Origin of the sequence: Gilliamella intestini (genome assembly GCF_900094935.1) — a bacterium.
In the GTDB taxonomy this organism is placed as follows: Bacteria; Pseudomonadota; Gammaproteobacteria; order Enterobacterales; family Orbaceae; genus Gilliamella; species Gilliamella intestini.
The window spans coordinates 14,988-30,441 of the sequence record NZ_FMBA01000008.1 but is presented as its reverse complement, the minus strand read 5'-3'; the positions used below and the strand labels follow the sequence as shown (position 1 = coordinate 30,441).

At 33.3% G+C, this 15,454-nt stretch carries 15 protein-coding genes; 5 read left to right on the top strand and 10 right to left on the bottom strand.

Going from position 1 to position 15,454, the window contains the following annotated elements:
- Positions 1-805 precede the first annotated feature (805 nt).
- From GA0061080_RS03485 to GA0061080_RS03475, 3 genes are all read left to right on the top strand, one after another.
- Positions 806-1,693: an SDR family oxidoreductase gene (locus tag GA0061080_RS03485; RefSeq protein WP_091121115.1), complete on the top strand. Its 888-nt coding sequence runs from the start codon at positions 806-808 to the stop codon at positions 1,691-1,693.
- Positions 1,694-1,830: 137 nt separating this feature from the next.
- Complete coding sequence (locus GA0061080_RS03480) at positions 1,831-2,427, top strand: hypothetical protein (protein WP_091121111.1); 597 nt, start codon at positions 1,831-1,833, stop codon at positions 2,425-2,427.
- A 212-nt stretch (positions 2,428-2,639) separates the two neighbouring features.
- Entirely contained in the window at positions 2,640-3,167 is a 528-nt protein-coding gene (locus GA0061080_RS03475) for a hypothetical protein (protein WP_091121108.1), read from the top strand.
- Between the two features lie 244 nt (positions 3,168-3,411).
- Here the strand turns inward: GA0061080_RS03475 and GA0061080_RS03470 are convergent, their stop codons facing one another.
- From GA0061080_RS03470 to GA0061080_RS03445, 6 genes are all read right to left on the bottom strand, one after another.
- Positions 3,412-4,653 carry an MFS transporter gene (locus GA0061080_RS03470; protein ID WP_091121104.1) on the bottom strand — a complete coding sequence of 414 codons (1,242 nt, stop codon included), beginning with the start codon at positions 4,651-4,653 and terminating at the stop codon, positions 3,412-3,414.
- 185 nt (positions 4,654-4,838) lie between these two features.
- Positions 4,839-5,951 carry a ribosomal protein uL16 3-hydroxylase gene (locus GA0061080_RS03465; RefSeq protein WP_091121100.1) on the bottom strand — a complete coding sequence of 371 codons (1,113 nt, stop codon included), beginning with the start codon at positions 5,949-5,951 and terminating at the stop codon, positions 4,839-4,841.
- Positions 5,941-6,726, bottom strand: a complete 786-nt coding sequence (locus GA0061080_RS03460; RefSeq protein ID WP_091121097.1) for a YchF/TatD family DNA exonuclease — start codon at positions 6,724-6,726, stop codon at positions 5,941-5,943. Before GA0061080_RS03460 ends, GA0061080_RS03465 begins: the two co-directional genes overlap by 11 nt.
- 21 nt (positions 6,727-6,747) lie before the next feature.
- Complete coding sequence (gene lapB / locus GA0061080_RS03455; protein WP_091121094.1) at positions 6,748-7,917, bottom strand: lipopolysaccharide assembly protein LapB; 1,170 nt, start codon at positions 7,915-7,917, stop codon at positions 6,748-6,750.
- 11 nt (positions 7,918-7,928) lie between these two features.
- On the bottom strand, positions 7,929-8,234 hold the full coding sequence (locus GA0061080_RS03450) for a LapA family protein (RefSeq protein ID WP_091121091.1): 306 nt from the start codon (positions 8,232-8,234) through the stop codon (positions 7,929-7,931).
- An 83-nt stretch (positions 8,235-8,317) separates the two neighbouring features.
- On the bottom strand, positions 8,318-9,031 hold the full coding sequence (locus tag GA0061080_RS03445) for a phosphatase PAP2 family protein (protein ID WP_091121087.1): 714 nt from the start codon (positions 9,029-9,031) through the stop codon (positions 8,318-8,320).
- A 101-nt stretch (positions 9,032-9,132) separates the two neighbouring features.
- On the opposite strand from GA0061080_RS03445, the gene ribA reads away from it, so the two are divergent.
- The gene (gene ribA, locus GA0061080_RS03440; protein ID WP_091121084.1) at positions 9,133-9,744 is read left to right on the top strand and encodes a GTP cyclohydrolase II; all 612 of its coding nucleotides are present in this window, start codon (positions 9,133-9,135) and stop codon (positions 9,742-9,744) included.
- A 177-nt stretch (positions 9,745-9,921) separates the two neighbouring features.
- Here ribA and thmT read toward each other — a convergent pair whose 3' ends face one another.
- From thmT to zipA, 4 genes are all read right to left on the bottom strand, one after another.
- On the bottom strand, positions 9,922-10,110 hold the full coding sequence (gene thmT / locus GA0061080_RS03435; RefSeq protein ID WP_091121080.1) for a 2-hydroxymuconate tautomerase: 189 nt from the start codon (positions 10,108-10,110) through the stop codon (positions 9,922-9,924).
- Positions 10,111-10,119: 9 nt separating this feature from the next.
- Complete coding sequence (gene luxS, locus GA0061080_RS03430; RefSeq protein WP_091121077.1) at positions 10,120-10,635, bottom strand: S-ribosylhomocysteine lyase; 516 nt, start codon at positions 10,633-10,635, stop codon at positions 10,120-10,122.
- A gap of 63 nt (positions 10,636-10,698) precedes the next feature.
- The gene (gene ligA / locus GA0061080_RS03425; RefSeq protein ID WP_091121226.1) at positions 10,699-12,729 is read right to left on the bottom strand and encodes an NAD-dependent DNA ligase LigA; all 2,031 of its coding nucleotides are present in this window, start codon (positions 12,727-12,729) and stop codon (positions 10,699-10,701) included.
- A 227-nt stretch (positions 12,730-12,956) separates the two neighbouring features.
- Entirely contained in the window at positions 12,957-13,874 is a 918-nt protein-coding gene (zipA, locus tag GA0061080_RS03420; RefSeq protein ID WP_167349172.1) for a cell division protein ZipA, read from the bottom strand.
- 385 nt (positions 13,875-14,259) lie between these two features.
- Between zipA and GA0061080_RS03415 the strand changes: the two genes are divergently transcribed.
- Positions 14,260-15,453 carry an efflux RND transporter periplasmic adaptor subunit gene (locus GA0061080_RS03415; RefSeq protein ID WP_091121070.1) on the top strand — a complete coding sequence of 398 codons (1,194 nt, stop codon included), beginning with the start codon at positions 14,260-14,262 and terminating at the stop codon, positions 15,451-15,453.
- Position 15,454: the final 1 nt, after the last annotated feature.

The following is a 15,454-nucleotide window of genomic DNA, read 5'->3' as shown; positions in this document are numbered from 1 at the left end:
GCTAAAGCATTTATAACATACTAAAAAAAGTCTGATAAAAGTTTTTATCCCTTAAGTTGTGAAAATGAATGTTATAAAACCATCAGTTAGGGTGTTAACCATCTGATTAAAATCTAAAAATCATTGAAGATAAATTAAAAAGGCAAGCTAAAGGTAATAACAAAACTTATCTGAGAAAAATACGACAGGTTGATACCAAAGGTTTACTTTTACTTAAAAATCAAACTAAACCGCAAATTAGAGAATATTCGTCTTTTTATATAATATTGATTTTTAATAATTTTATACATAAACGTAGTGCACTCCTGAAACTTTTTGACAAAAATGACGCTGTTTTTGATGGTATTAACTATCACTACGATATTAATAATGAAAAAAATATAATAATTCAATTAAAATCAATGTGTTGTTAAATTTAGTAACTATTTTATTTCATTTGTTATAGCTAGCTTAGTTAATTTTAATTTGCTACACTAAATCCAGTAAAAAATTATACAACGTTCATGGCTTTGACATGACTATTTTTACTGTTCTCACCAAGCCCACTCAAAGCCAGCTTTAATGAATTTTAGTTCTTATTTTTAATTTTTTTGAAAATTTAGAAGGTGTTACTAAGTAGCAAAATTCAGTTTTAAAAGTAAAAGTCTTTAAAAAAGTCCCAATCTTAAGCTATATAATTTATTGAATTGATTAAGTATTTTAAACATTGATATAAGTACACATAGGAACTTGTGAGTCTTAATCAATTTTTACTTAAATTATATTGGTAGTTTCGTAAAAATATAGATTAACTTAGGAGCAAATTATGCGTAAACAAATCAATAATCCACTTACCAAATATCATCATGATAAGTTCCCAAAACAAACACAAGTTGCACCAGCTTTACAATGCGAAATGACCCCTATTCCTGATTGTGGTGAAAAAAGTTATCAAGGTCATGGTCGATTAGAAGGACGTAAAATGCTTATTACTGGTGGCGATTCTGGTATCGGGCGGGCAGCAGCGATTGCTTATGCTAAAGAAGGTGCTGATGTAGCAATAAATTATCTTCCTTTCGAACAAAAAGATGCAGAAGAAGTTGCTAAAGTTATCGAAGCCTTGGGGCGTAAAGCCGTTTTAATTCCTGGTGATTTAAGTGACGAGGATTTCTGTAAAAAATTAGTTGATGAAGCACACAATAAATTAGGTGGATTAGATAATTTGACGCTAGTTGCAGGTAAGCAAACTGCAGTTGAAGATATTATGGAACTTACTACCGAGCAAATTAAAAAAACGTTTGAAGTGAATGTGTTTTCGCTCTTTTGGGTGACTAAAGCGGCTTTAGGATATTTAAAACCAGGTTCGACTATTATTACAACGTCATCTGTTCAAGCTTATCAACCTAGTGGTAATTTATTAGATTATGCTTCAACTAAAACAGCTATTATTGCCTTTACGCGTGGCTTATCTAAGCAGTTAGCCCCTAAAGGGATTCGGGTAAATTGCGTAGCACCAGGCCCAGTTTGGACACCACTGCAAATTTGTGGTGGTCAACCAAGTGATGTGATTCCTGAATTTGGAAAACAAACTCCATTACAACGAGCAGGACAACCGGTTGAACTTGCTGGTGTTTATGTGCATTTAGCATCAGAAGAGTCAAGCTATACAACGGGTGAAACGTATGGCATTACAGGTGGTATGCATATTAACTAATGGGTATTTGTCACTGTAAAAGTGCTTTTTATGCATTTTTACAGTGATTTATTGGTAATCAATTTTTAAAATCAATGGACTATTGCGAATTCATATCACTATAGCCAATATAAATTAAAAAATAGAAGGGAAATAATATGAAACTTTTTAAAGTAATCTCTTTAGTAGTATTAGGGCTTTTTTTAGTTAATTGTGATAATTCAAAACAAAAAGCCGATGATATCAAGCAACAAGCTGAGCAAACAAGTTCAGAAATGAGTGATAAGGCCAATCAAGTAGGGGCTCAAATTAGCGAACAAGTTAAGCAAGTAAGCTCAGCAGTTAGTGATAAAGTAAAAGATTTGTATGAACAAACCAAATCAGAAAAAGATGATATGCTTAATAAGGTTAAAGAAGGTAATTATAGTGTTGCCCAAAGTTTAATGATCAAGGCGATTAAAACAAAATTACCTGCATCTATTGATCCGAGCATAACTTTAGTTGATGTATCAACAGATAGTAATGCAATTGATTATAAATATGTCGTGAATAATATTACTAAAGACGCATTACTAGCTGAAACCAATCAAAAAAATTTACAAAACAAATTGGTTGCGTTTTATTGTGGTGATGATGCTAGTATGAAGACGCTAAGATTAGTATTCCCTAAAGGTGCTAATCATAATTATTATATCAATAATGATAAAGTTCTTTCAGTGGATGTAAAACCAACTGATTGTGATGATAATGATTAAATATATTTTTATTAATTTGAATAAATAACTAAATTTTATTAGTATAAAAGGGCTGATTGAAGCCCTTTTTATTTTGGACGCTTTTTCTTAATAGTGTTCATTTACAGCTCTTTAAAGGTTAATTAATATTTATTATTACTGTTTTTGTATTTTTATAGTTTATCTTTTATAAGATATCAGGTAGTGATGAATTAGCTTGGGTAGGAATAAACATGAAAGACATGAAAGTAACATTTGCGATGTTAATGGGAATAATATTATTTGGTTTTAACAGTTCAGATGCAAAAATTATAGATACTCAGCGAACTGATATTCAAGAGAATATGGATATTGTTGAAAGAGGACAAAATATTATTGCTCAATCGACACCTGAAAAAATCAAACAATTTAATGATCAAAAAGATGGTGATTATAGTTTTGCTCAAGATTCGGTTGTTGCAGGTATAAAAGAAAAGTTACCCATTGTGGTTGATAAATTTACGATGTTCGATGATATATCAAAAGATAACAATAAACTTATCTATAAATATATTATTAAAGGTATACCTAAAGAAATGATATTGCTAAAGCAAAATCAGCTTTCTGTATTAAACTCGCTAGTTACTTTATATTGTGGTAATGACCCAAATGTTAAAGCGTTGAAACTCTTGTTCCCAAATGGAGTAAGTCATAATTATTATTTTGCAAATGAAAAAATTATGTCGTTTGATTTGAAACCAAGTGATTGTGATTCTAAATAATCATTGATCAATTTAAAAAATAGTAGAAATCATCGGTACTAAATCGGGCTTATTAAAGCCTCTTTTTAGGGATGCTTTCCCAAATGGTGTTATTCATAATTATTATATTCATGATGAAAAATTGTTTAGTGTTCAATTGACGCTAGCTTCTTGTACTACTCACTAAAGGTAGTTTGATTTAGTTTTTTGATATAATTTATATGAGATAAAAAACAGGGCAATTACCCTGTTTTTTTGCGTAATTTTATTCGAGCTCTTTGCCTTTGCTTTCGGGTATTAAAAAGACAAATGCTGCAGCCGATAATAAATAAGCGGCTGATAGTAAAGCTAATGCGTAGCTAATTGAGTAAACGGTGGCTAAATAAGCAATTAGTACTTGTGATACACCGGCAATGCCTCGACCGACATTAAAAATGATATTTTCAGCACTTGAGCGAGCATCTGTTGGATAATGCTCAGCAAGTAGAGCGCCATATCCGCCCATCATGCCATTGACAAAAAAGCCAATCACCGAGCCAAATATGATGAGTATAACCATATCTGTTTGTTGAAAATAGAACCAAATAGAAACGGCCGAGACAAATAAAAATAGAATATAAGAAGGGCGACGACCAAATTTGTCGCATAACCAACCAAAAATTAGAATTCCTAATGACATACCTATAGTGGTTGAAATAGTCCAAAACATGGTATCTTTAAATGGCAATTTGAGCTCAGTTGCAATCATATTTGGCATCCAAACTATAAGTCCATGAAAACCGAAGTTTTGTACTGCACAAGCAATGGTTAATCCTATTGTTGTTGCTACTGTTCGGGGGTCTTTAAATAATTTGCCAATGGCAATTTTATTTTTGTTTTGGTTTTTAAGGTTTTGCCAAATTTCAGGTTCTTTTAGACCTTTACGAGTCCATGCAACAAATAGTGCTGGCAGTACGCCCACGGCAAAAACCCAACGCCAACCATAAATTTTACCAATAAAATAGACGGTTAATGCGGCTAAAATGATACCTACTTGAAAGCCTAATGCAACAATGGATGTTGCTCTTGAACGTTTATTTTTAGGCCAGCTTTCAGAAACTAAAGTCATGCCAATCCCAAATTCACCACCCAGGCCAAGTCCACTTAAAAAACGAAATATTAAAAAGCATTCGTAATTAGGTGAAATTGCACATAATCCAGTAAAAAGAGAGAATATCAAAATAGTCCATGAAAAGACTCTTACTCGACCATATTTATCGGCAAGGATACCAAATAAAATGCCACCTAATACGGCGCCAAGTAAGGTTACTGAGGTTAAAGTGCCTAAATCTGTTTTGGTTAGATTAAAACTACCCGAAATCAGGCTAAAACATACACCTAAAATCATCATATCCATGCCATCTAGTGCGTAACCAACGGTGGATGCAAATAGAGTTCTTTTTTGATATGGGGTTGTGCATTTGCTTTCACTTTCTGCTTGCAGGGCTGCGTTTGCTTCGGTTTTCATGTATACCTCTAGTTTTTAAAATTAGATAGTTACTTAAAATTTCCATTTTATGATGTTTAATTTGCGATTAAACGGCGGGTAAATTAAAGCGGGGCAAGTATATCCTTAAAAGTTAAAAAAAGCCAAGCTTAAAGCACTAAATAGTCGTTTTATCTGCCGACTTTATTATCGGCAGAGATGTTATGTTATTCTTCGGCAAAGTACCAACAGCCTTTGTTAACAAGATCAAGCATGACTTGAAGTGTGTCTTTATCTTGTAACTGCTCGTAATAGATTGTTTCAGTTTTACAAAGAAGATCAATGGCGGGCATTGGTAGATTAATTTGTTCGCCATGGATGTAGCCACAATCGCCCACCTTAAGGATTCGAATACTTGGTACTCGGTGTAGTTTTGCTCCAGTTTTTAGCAGTGATTCAAATTCGTTATAATCGTATGGTGGTTCAACTGGCACAATATTTAAATCGTGCATTGGTAGTGTAATGTGTTTCCCGAACCAATCGTTAAATAACTCAGGTGTTTTGATTAAATCGATGATTTGATCTTGTAGTTTTGCTAGTTCATAAGGTTGAACTTGGTATGGATCATTAGGTCGTTTTAAATCTGGATCTTGATAATAAATACCATTTGGCAGATTATCAATGACATAATCTGCAAAGCTACTTAATAGCTCTTGGGATGTTCGCGTCATAAAGCCCACAGAATAACTGAGTGATTCACCAATGGATGTGCCATTATGTGGGCAACCTAGTGGAATGTATAAGATGTCGCCAGTAGTGATTTCCTCGTCAATGATGGGTTGATATTCTTCAACATGCAATAATGCTTTGTGTGCATTAAATTGTTTATAATGTTGGTTACGATCGCCAACTTGCCAACGTCTGCTGCCCATACCTTGAATGATAAACACATCATAATTATCGATATGGGGCCCAACACCAGCACCTTGTGTTGCGTAAGAAATCATTAGATCATCAAATTGCCATTGTGGAAGGCATTTAAACGGTTTGAGTAAGGTCGCTGCTTGTTCATGCCAATGGTCAACGGCTTGTACTAGCAAACTCCAATGATCTTCACCTAAGTTATCGTATTGAGTAAATGGCCCGAATTTAGCATCCCAAACACCATCTTTATTAGAAACAATTCGGCTATCAATTTCGTCTTCCATTGCTAAACCAGCTAGTTCGTCTGGTGTTATAGGATCAATAAAATTAGCAAATGCTTTGCGTAAGATTACCGGTTTTTTTTGCCAATAGTTTGTTAAAAAATCATCCCAATCAATAGTTAATTTATAATTCATTTAATTTTCCTTGAAGATTAAATAATTGGCAAAAATTATGAGTGGTTTTTTTTGCTATCACATCTAAAGAAACACCTTTTAAAGCAGATAAATATTGCGCAACTTCACGAACATACGCTGGTTGATTTTCTTTACCTCGATATGGTACGGGAGCAAGATAAGGAGAGTCAGTTTCGACCAAGATACGATCAAGCGGAACATATTTCGCAACTTCCCGTAGCGCCTCGGCATTTTTAAAGGTTATAATCCCTGAAAAGGAAATATAAAAACCAATATCCAATAGTTGTTTGGCTGTTTCGATATCTTCTGTAAAACAGTGTAAAACACCTGAATGGACATGCTCATCTTTTAAGATTTTTAAAGTGTCTTGTTTGGCATTACGGGTATGGACAATAATTGGTTTATTTAATTTACGACCTAATCGAATATGCGCTTTAAAATTTTCTTGTTGCTGTTCCAAATTATCTTGTTGATAGTAGTAATCAAGGCCTGTTTCGCCTAGCGCTATAACGTTATCCTCTTGCGCTAAATTTTGAAAACGATCGGCATCATATTTTTCATCGTCTAAATTAAGTGGATGAATCCCACACGAAAAAGAACATTGATCTTTATAAGGAGTAAGTTGATGTTTCATCGATTCATAGCCCGACAGTGTTGTTGCTACACTTAAGCAATGTTTGACATCATTATTGGTAGCTTCTTGTAAAACATCTTTAATGGATTTAGTACTAAAGTCTAAACTATCTAAATGACAGTGAGAGTCAATTAAAAACATAGAAATCTCTTTTTATTTATCTTAATGTTGTTCAAAATCACGAACAGGTTTTATTGTTGACCACGAACGACAAGCAGGGCATAACCAGTAGAGCGAGTTAACTGTGAATCCACATTTTTTGCATCGATAATTGGGGACCGATTTTATTTGTTCGCCAACCATGTTGCGTAAAAGTAAAAGACTTTCTTTGGCTTTACCTTGTTCTGCATCAGCAACGTGATAGTTCATTAATCGATAAAATCCTTTTAAGTTAGGATGTTTCAGTAACTCACGGTACATGTAATGTTGTGCTGCGTCTAAACCTTTGTGTTTTTCAATAAGATCGGCAAGCATTAATTCAGCTACATTACCAGTATCTTGATCGACACATGTTTGTAGAAATTCCTGAAATTCATGCCGATTATTTAGTTTTAGGTAGCACTCTTTTAATGCAGGTAATGCTTCGCCAATAAAAGCTTTATCTTGTTGTAATATTTGTTGAAAAGATTTGATAGCTTGCTCAGTTTTACCTTGTATCATAAGAACCTGACCCAACATGAGCGAAGTACGAGCACATTTAGTATCTGCTGTTGCTGATTTTTGTAATAAGCTATTGGCTTTATCGAGATCGTCATTAGCAATCGCTAGTAACGCCAATTCACAATAAAATTGCGCAATATCGGTTTTATATTTTTCATTACCAAGTTTGACCAGTTTAATCGCCATGTTGATGGCATTTATCCATTCACTGGTTGATTGATATATGGTGATAAGCTGCTGTAATGCATGCTGTTGAAAGTCTTCTTCGTCAATTAATTGCAAAAATGTTTCTTCGGCACGATCGTAAAAGCCTGCTACCATGTAATCGCGACCTAGTTGTTGAATGGCTAATAATCGCTGTTCAAATGTTAAAGATGAGCTTTCTAACAATGCTTGGTGAATACGTATTGCTCTGTCAACTTCGCCTCGAGATCGAAATAAGTTACCTAATGTTAAGTGAGCTTCAAGTGTACCATCATCTTCTTTTAATAGATCTAAAAAAAGATCAACGGCTTTATCTTTTTGGTTGGATAAAAGAAAGTTTAAACCATCTACATATTCACGAGATAGCCGATTAGATTCATTTAAATATTTTTGTTTTGCATTTCTGTTACCCATATACCAACCATATCCAGCGGCGATAGGAAGTAACAGAAATAACAGCTCAAACATAATAAATTATCTTAATTGGTTTTAGTTAAGGTTGTTTGTTGATGATTTGCTACACCTTCATCGTATTTTTGTTGTAATTTGTTCAATTTACGTTTTGTTGATGAGTGTTGGAATTTAGCTTTTAAAAAGAAAATGCCCGTTAATACCCAACCAATAATAAAGCCTGAACCAAATAAAATGGCTAATAATACCGATAGGCGGATTTCAGTTTTTGCAACTAAATAATTAAATATTACAAGTTGATCATTTGCTGAGCCTATCGCTATTGAGATAGCAAAAACGATAATTATCAATAAAATTGATATAACAAATTTCATAATGTTGACCTTTTTGTTTTAGTTAAATATTTTTATTATATCCATCTGTTATAAATGAAACTTCTTTCATTTTCATTTAATAGCTATTTGTCTACTATATGCCATTTTTTAGCATAAAAATAGCATATTAATGAAATTATCCAAGCAATTAATATGCTTGTTATTAGATCAATAGGCCTGTGCATCCCTAGCAATAATCGACTAATTTCAATTAATATTGACCAAATAATGGCGCTTGTTATTATTATATAATGTTGTTTGAATTTTAGTAACATTAAAGCTAAAAATGCCCAAGTTATGGCAAATAAAGTATGGCCAGAAGGAAAGGAATATCCAGTTTCATGTTGCCAGTGCTTAGATAACCAACTTGGGATTTTTGTTGAATTATTTAATAGTTGGTGGATAAGTTCTTTTTTTTCTGAATCTGTTAGTGAATAAAACTGTTGGTCAGTAATATTAAATTCGCCTGCCATCCAAAGTACGTAAGGTCTTGATTCTGTTGTATGCGATTTTAAAATACTTTTAATTATTTGCCCACTTAATATTGTACTAACAAGTAGCAGCCATAATAAGATAATTTTTGTTTTGTTGGGTAATAACAAATAAAACACTAAAAATAAAATTGCCGATGTTATTATTGCCCAAGGAAAACTTGCCGTTTCGGTTACTAAGAATAAATATTTAGATGTATTATTTAATGATGTTGGCTGCCAATGCCAATTTATGGCTATAATAACTAAAGGCACAACTAAGAAAATAGCTAGTATAGCTATTGTTTTTTTTATTACTAACCCCATTTATGAGCTCAATTAAGTACATATTACTTAATATTTTAGCATAGAATATAATTTTATTTTTATAAAATATTATCTATGTTTTATTTAAAACGGAGAAAATAATGCAATTAAAACGTATTGCACAAGCAAAACTGCCAACGCCATGGGGATGTTTTACTATTGTTGGATTTGAAGAAATTGCAACAAAAAAAGATCATGTCGCATTAGTATTTGGTGATATATCTAGTGATACACCAGTTCTTACAAGAATTCATTCGGAATGTTTAACAGGTGATGCGCTTTTTAGTTTACGCTGTGATTGTGGTTTTCAGTTAGAAGCTGCCTTAAAACAAATTGCAAAAGAAGGTAGAGGGATTTTAATCTATCATCGTCAAGAAGGTCGTAATATTGGTTTATTGAATAAAATTAAAGCTTATGCATTACAAGATCAAGGATTAGATACAGTTGAAGCTAATGAACAATTAGGTTTTGCAGCCGATGAACGCGATTTTACTTTATGTGCTGATATGCTTAATTTATTAGGGGTATCTCAAATCCGTTTATTAACCAATAATCCAGAAAAAATAAGAGTACTTGAAAACTCAGGTATCAAAATTACGCAACGAGAGCCACTGGAAGTGGGTGAAAATCCAAATAATGAACATTATTTAGAAACAAAAGCGAATAAAATGGGTCATTTGCTTCATTTACATCACTGCAATTGTAAGCATTAAGTGATTTAGCTAAATTATGAGCAATTGATTTATGATTTAAGTTATCTAAAATAGTGAACCATGTTGGAAAATCTCAAAATAAATCTATTTTGAGATTTTTTATCAGGCTTGATATATAGTGAAAAAGATTTTAACTTGTTTAAGTAATTATTTTTATGTAAAAATCAATCTTTATCACTACTGTTTATCACTACGTAGCACGCCACCATTGGCTATCTGATCTTTTGATATTTCGTGCATGATGATTTGTACCGCTTCGGCTTTGCAGTTAAGCGTTTCGACAATTGCATCTGTTACACGTTTTGCCATTTCTCTTTTTTGCTCTATAGTGCGACCTTCTAAAAAGTCTATGACAACGTTTGGCATAGAGGACTCCTAGTGATTAATTTGGGCTAGCTGTTCATCAGTCAATGCGATTTCATCATTATGGCATACGCTAATACCTGATTTTATAATCTGTCTAGCAATAGCTTTGGCTTCATCTAATGAATGCATTTTGTAGGTACCACATTGATATTCGTTTAATTCTGGAATTTGATTTTGTGATTTGACATTTAATACATCATGCATTGATTTGAGCCATGCATCAACGATTAATACTTCGTTTGGCTTGCCAATTAAGCTCATGTAAAAACCTGTACGGCATCCCATGGGTGAAATATCAATTATTTCAACTTTATCGTTGTTTAGATGATCGCGCATAAAGCCGGCAAATAAATGCTCTAATGTATGAATTCCTTTTTCTGGTAGATTATCTTTGTTTGGAATAGTAAAGCGTAGATCAAACACTGTAATATCGTCTCCTTTTGGGGTTGCCATAGTTTTTGCAATTCGTACAAAAGGTGCTTTCATTTTGGTATGATCAACTTTAAAACTATCGAGTAAAGGCATAATGTCCTCCTGTTTTTGGTACTTGTTATTGTAATCAATCAACTAACAAGTACCAATAGATTTTTATTGCGTAAGTAAATTTAGCATTTCTTGTTCGTCAATAACTTTGATTCCCAATTCTTGGGCTTTGTTGAGTTTCGAGCCAGCGGCTTCTCCTGCAATGACTAGGTCGGTATTTTTTGATACGCTGCCAGTTACTTTTGCGCCTAATTGTTTTAATTTATTTTTGGCTTCATCTCGTGTTAAAACTGATAGAGTGCCAGTTAATACTACTTTTTTACCAAAAAAAGGTGAGTTAGTATCAACTGATTGTATTTGCGGATTAACATCTTGCCAGTGAATACCAATTTCATTGCTGGTTAGTTGTTCAATGATATGGCGATTATGAGGCTCTTGAAAAAAATCGATAATACTTTCTGCAATGACAGCACCGATATCTTTTACTGTTTGTAATTGCTCAAGTGAGGTGTTTTCAATTGCTGATAAGTTGCCTAATTGGTTAACTAGATTTTCGGCAGTAACTTCGCCGACATTTGGAATGCCAAGAGCAAATATAAATCGGCTTAATGTTGTATTTTTAGATGTCTCTAGTGCATTTAATAAATTATTGGCAGATTTTTCCCCAATTTTATCTAAGCTACATAGCATTGGTAGATTTAGTTTATATAAATCTACTGGAGTTTTGACATAGTCTTTATCAACCAGTTGTTCAATGATTTTATCACCCATACCTTCTACATTCATTGCTTTGCGTGAAACAAAATGTTTTAAAGCTTCTTTTCGTTGTGCAGGGCAAATTAGTCCACCTGCACAGCGTGATATAGCTTGACCTTCATCTCGAACGATTAGCGATCCACAAATAGGGCAGTGTGTTGGAAATACGATCTCTTTTGTATCTTTAGGTCTTTTATCTAATATTACGGCTACAATTTTGGGAATAACATCACCAGCTCGACGTATTGTAACGTAATCGCCTTCACGCACGCCTAGTCGGGCTATTTCATCACTGTTATGTAATGTGGCATTGCTAACAATAACCCCCGCAACTGAAACAGGTTCTAATCTTGCAACTGGTGTAATAGCACCTGTTCGCCCAACTTGAAAGTCTACTTTGTTTAATTGTGTAATTTGCTCTTGAGCAGGAAACTTAAATGCGGTAGCCCATCTTGGTGCTCTAGCTACAAAGCCAAGTTTGTTTTGTTGTTCAATGCTATTAACTTTTATAACTACTCCATCGATATCAAAGCCTAACGACATGCGTTGTTCGCCAATTTTTTTAAAGTAGTCTAAAGCAGCCTGTGCACCTTGATGTTTTTCCACCTTATCGCTAACAGGTAATCCCCAAGTTTTGAATTGCATTAAACGATCGTAATGAGTATTAGGTAATGTAGCACCTTCAACTATACCCACACCGTAACAAAAGAATGTTAATGGTCGTTTTGCTGTAATTTTAGGATCTAATTGTCTTAATGAACCAGCTGCTGCATTACGAGGGTTGGCAAAGATCTTTTCGTTATGCTTTTGGGCATCAGCGTTTAGTTTTTCGAAGCCTTTATGTGTCATAAATACTTCCCCTCGAACTTCTAATCTAGAAGGGATGTTATCGCCTCTTAGAACTAGTGGAATTGTTTTGATGGTTTTTACATTGGCTGTTATATCTTCCCCTGTTGTGCCATCACCTCGAGTTGCTGCTTGTACAAAGCGGCCATTTTCGTAAAGTAAACTGACGGCAAGGCCATCAAGTTTTAGCTCACAGCAATATTCCACCTGCTCAGTGTCATTTAGGTGAAGACGATCTTTTACGCGTTTATTAAATGCAATAAAGCTTGCATTATCAAAAACATTATCAAGTGATAACATAGGTATTTCATGCTTGATTGATGCAAATTGTGCTAATGGAAAACCGCCAACACGCTGAGTTGGTGAGTCGGGTGTAATAAGAGCAGGATATTGTTGCTCTAATGTTTGCAGTTGTTTTATTAATTTGTCATATTCAGCATCGGGAATTTCTGGCGTATCAAGTACATAATAACAGTACTCATGATGCCTAATTTTGTTCTGTAATGAAGTCAATTGTTCTGTTACATCTTCAATTGATTCAGGTAAATCTGTTGAATTTTCGGTTTTATTCGATAGTGACATGATAATAGGCTCTTAAACTAAAACGTCGGTTTGGGAATATTATTAAAATTGCATTCATTCTAATACTAGTTAATGCATAACTAAATAAAATTATTTAAATAAATAGGTTATAGTAATATGCAGTTATAACCACCAACTTAGTTGGTGGTGTTGTGAAAGAATCGCTGAAAATATGGTAATTAAGTTTCGTTACAGGCTTTTTTTATGCGGTTTTTATAACTGTCTATTTTTTGTGGTGTTAGCATATGATGTTCATCGTCTAATACCACACCATTAACATCATCAGCAATGCGTTGTGCCGTTTGTAACATTAATTTGAAGTTTTGTTGATTATTGCCTTGTGTTGGTGCAACCATAAAAATAGATACGCCAGGTGTTGTAAACTCATGCATAGTTTCAGGATCTAAATATCCCGGTGTAACCATATTAGCTAAACTAAATAATGTTGGGCCATTACCAGCGGGATCCTCATGTCGGTGAAAAATTTGCATATCACCAAACTGAAAACCTGATTGCATAATGCTTGCAAGTAGCACATCACCTTGTAATAATTTTCCATTGAGGCCAGTGACATTTAAAACGATAATTTCAGTTGTAGTTTGTTTGTCATCAATATTTAGTTCTTTAGGTTTGTCGTTAGGGAGGGGTTCACTATTACTATTAACTTGTTTATCTGTTATGGGTTGGGGTAAATTAAGTTGTTTTTTGTCTGTTTTTTCATCATCGAAAAGATCACGGTTAATGTCAATAACAGGTTCTTTTGTTGTTTCAGTATTAATATCTTGTTGGCTATCGTTATTAATAAATAAATCATCTTGTTGAGGTGTTTTTTCTTGCTCTTTTTGAGCCTCATTAATAATTATGCTATTTTCAATTTGTTCATTATTTTTTGAAGTTTTAGGTTTAAGTAAAATTACATCGTCTATATCATTCATAGAAAAATTTTGGTGTTGTTGAGTATTTTGCCCGAATTTCTCTTTTTTATTTGAACTAAAAAGCGAAGAACGTTCTTTTTTATTGATCCAAAATCCATGGATAAGCAATGCAACAATAACTAAGGATGCAACAACAATTAGAACAATACGTAAATTATCCATAATAACCATCTCTGTATTAAATTAAATATACACTCAAATTATCCAAATCATATTTTAAAAAACGATTACGGAGTAGTGCAATGTAAATTTTTACTCTTTATTTAAAGCAACCATACTTAATGTTTATAGTATAGCATTTTATTTATGATACTTTATAGCACAAAAAATCAATTAGTCTATATTACTTTATTTCTAGTAATAATCATAATTAACAACATTATTTTTTAACATTATATTTTAACTAGCCATTTTTTAGAACTCTGTGCTATTGAGTTGTAAAGATACTTACAATCTATGCATATTTTTTGTAAAATCGCCGACTACTTTTAAATAAGAACTATTATTAAAAATAAATAATTATTAAGTTTATTGAGGTCATTTTTATATGAGATTTAACAAGCTATTATTAGCCTTGCCTGTAGCATGTGCCGGCCTGCTTTTATTAACAAGTTGCGATAATGGTAAATCACAAGATGGTAATCAATTACCAAAAGTAACTGTATTTAAAGTTCAACCATTAAACTATACATTAAAAATTAGTTTACCAGGCAGAGTTGTTGCATCTCAAATTGCTGAAATTAGACCTCAGGTTAGTGGTATTGTTTTAAAACGTGAGTTTGATGAAAGTTCTAATGTTAAAGCAGGGCAATCGCTATATCAAATAGATCCTGCTATTTATCAAGCTAATTATGATAGTGCTGTTGCTAGTGTTGCTAGCGCCAAAGCAAATGCAAATATTGCACAGCTTACCTTAAAACGTTATGCTGGATTATTAAATACTAAATCAATTAGCCAACAAGATTATGATAAAGCAGCTGCCGATGTTAAACAGGCAGAAGCTGCTGTATTAGTTGCACAAGCCGCTGAGCATACAGCTAAAGTTAATTTAGACTATACGAAAGTGTACTCACCAATTGATGGATATATTGGTAAATCAAGTGTGACTGAAGGTGCATTAGTCTCTGCAGGTCAGCCAACACCGCTTGCGCTAGTTCAACAATTAGACCCTATTTATGTTGATATGACAGAAGCGGCTACTCGTTATAATAAATATCTTCAAGATGAAAATGTTATTTATGAACCAGCAAAAGGAAATAATGTAGAATTATTTTTTAACGATGGTTCAAAATATGCTCTACCTGGTAATATTAAATTTTCAGATATGACTGTAAACGAAACGACAGGTACAGTGACATTACGTTCTCAATTCGCTAACAATGAAGGCAAAATTTTACCAGGTATGTTTGTTAAACCTCAAGTGACATTAGGTTATATTAAAAATGCCATACTTGTGCCACAGCAAGGTATTACCAGTAATAGACAAGGCCAGTACACAGCAAAAATTTTGAAACCTGATAATACAATTGAGTATCGACAAAATATTGAGGTTTACACGGGCATAGGTGGTTATTGGGTTGTGACAAAAGGTATTGATGTTGGTGAACAAGTCATTGTGACTGGCTTACTTAATTTGACGGCTGTTGAAATGGGAAAACCTATGAAAGGTCAAATAGTTGGCGATCCGACAATACTTACTCAAGGGCAGTTAGATAGTATCATCCAAAAAAGCATGAAATAAA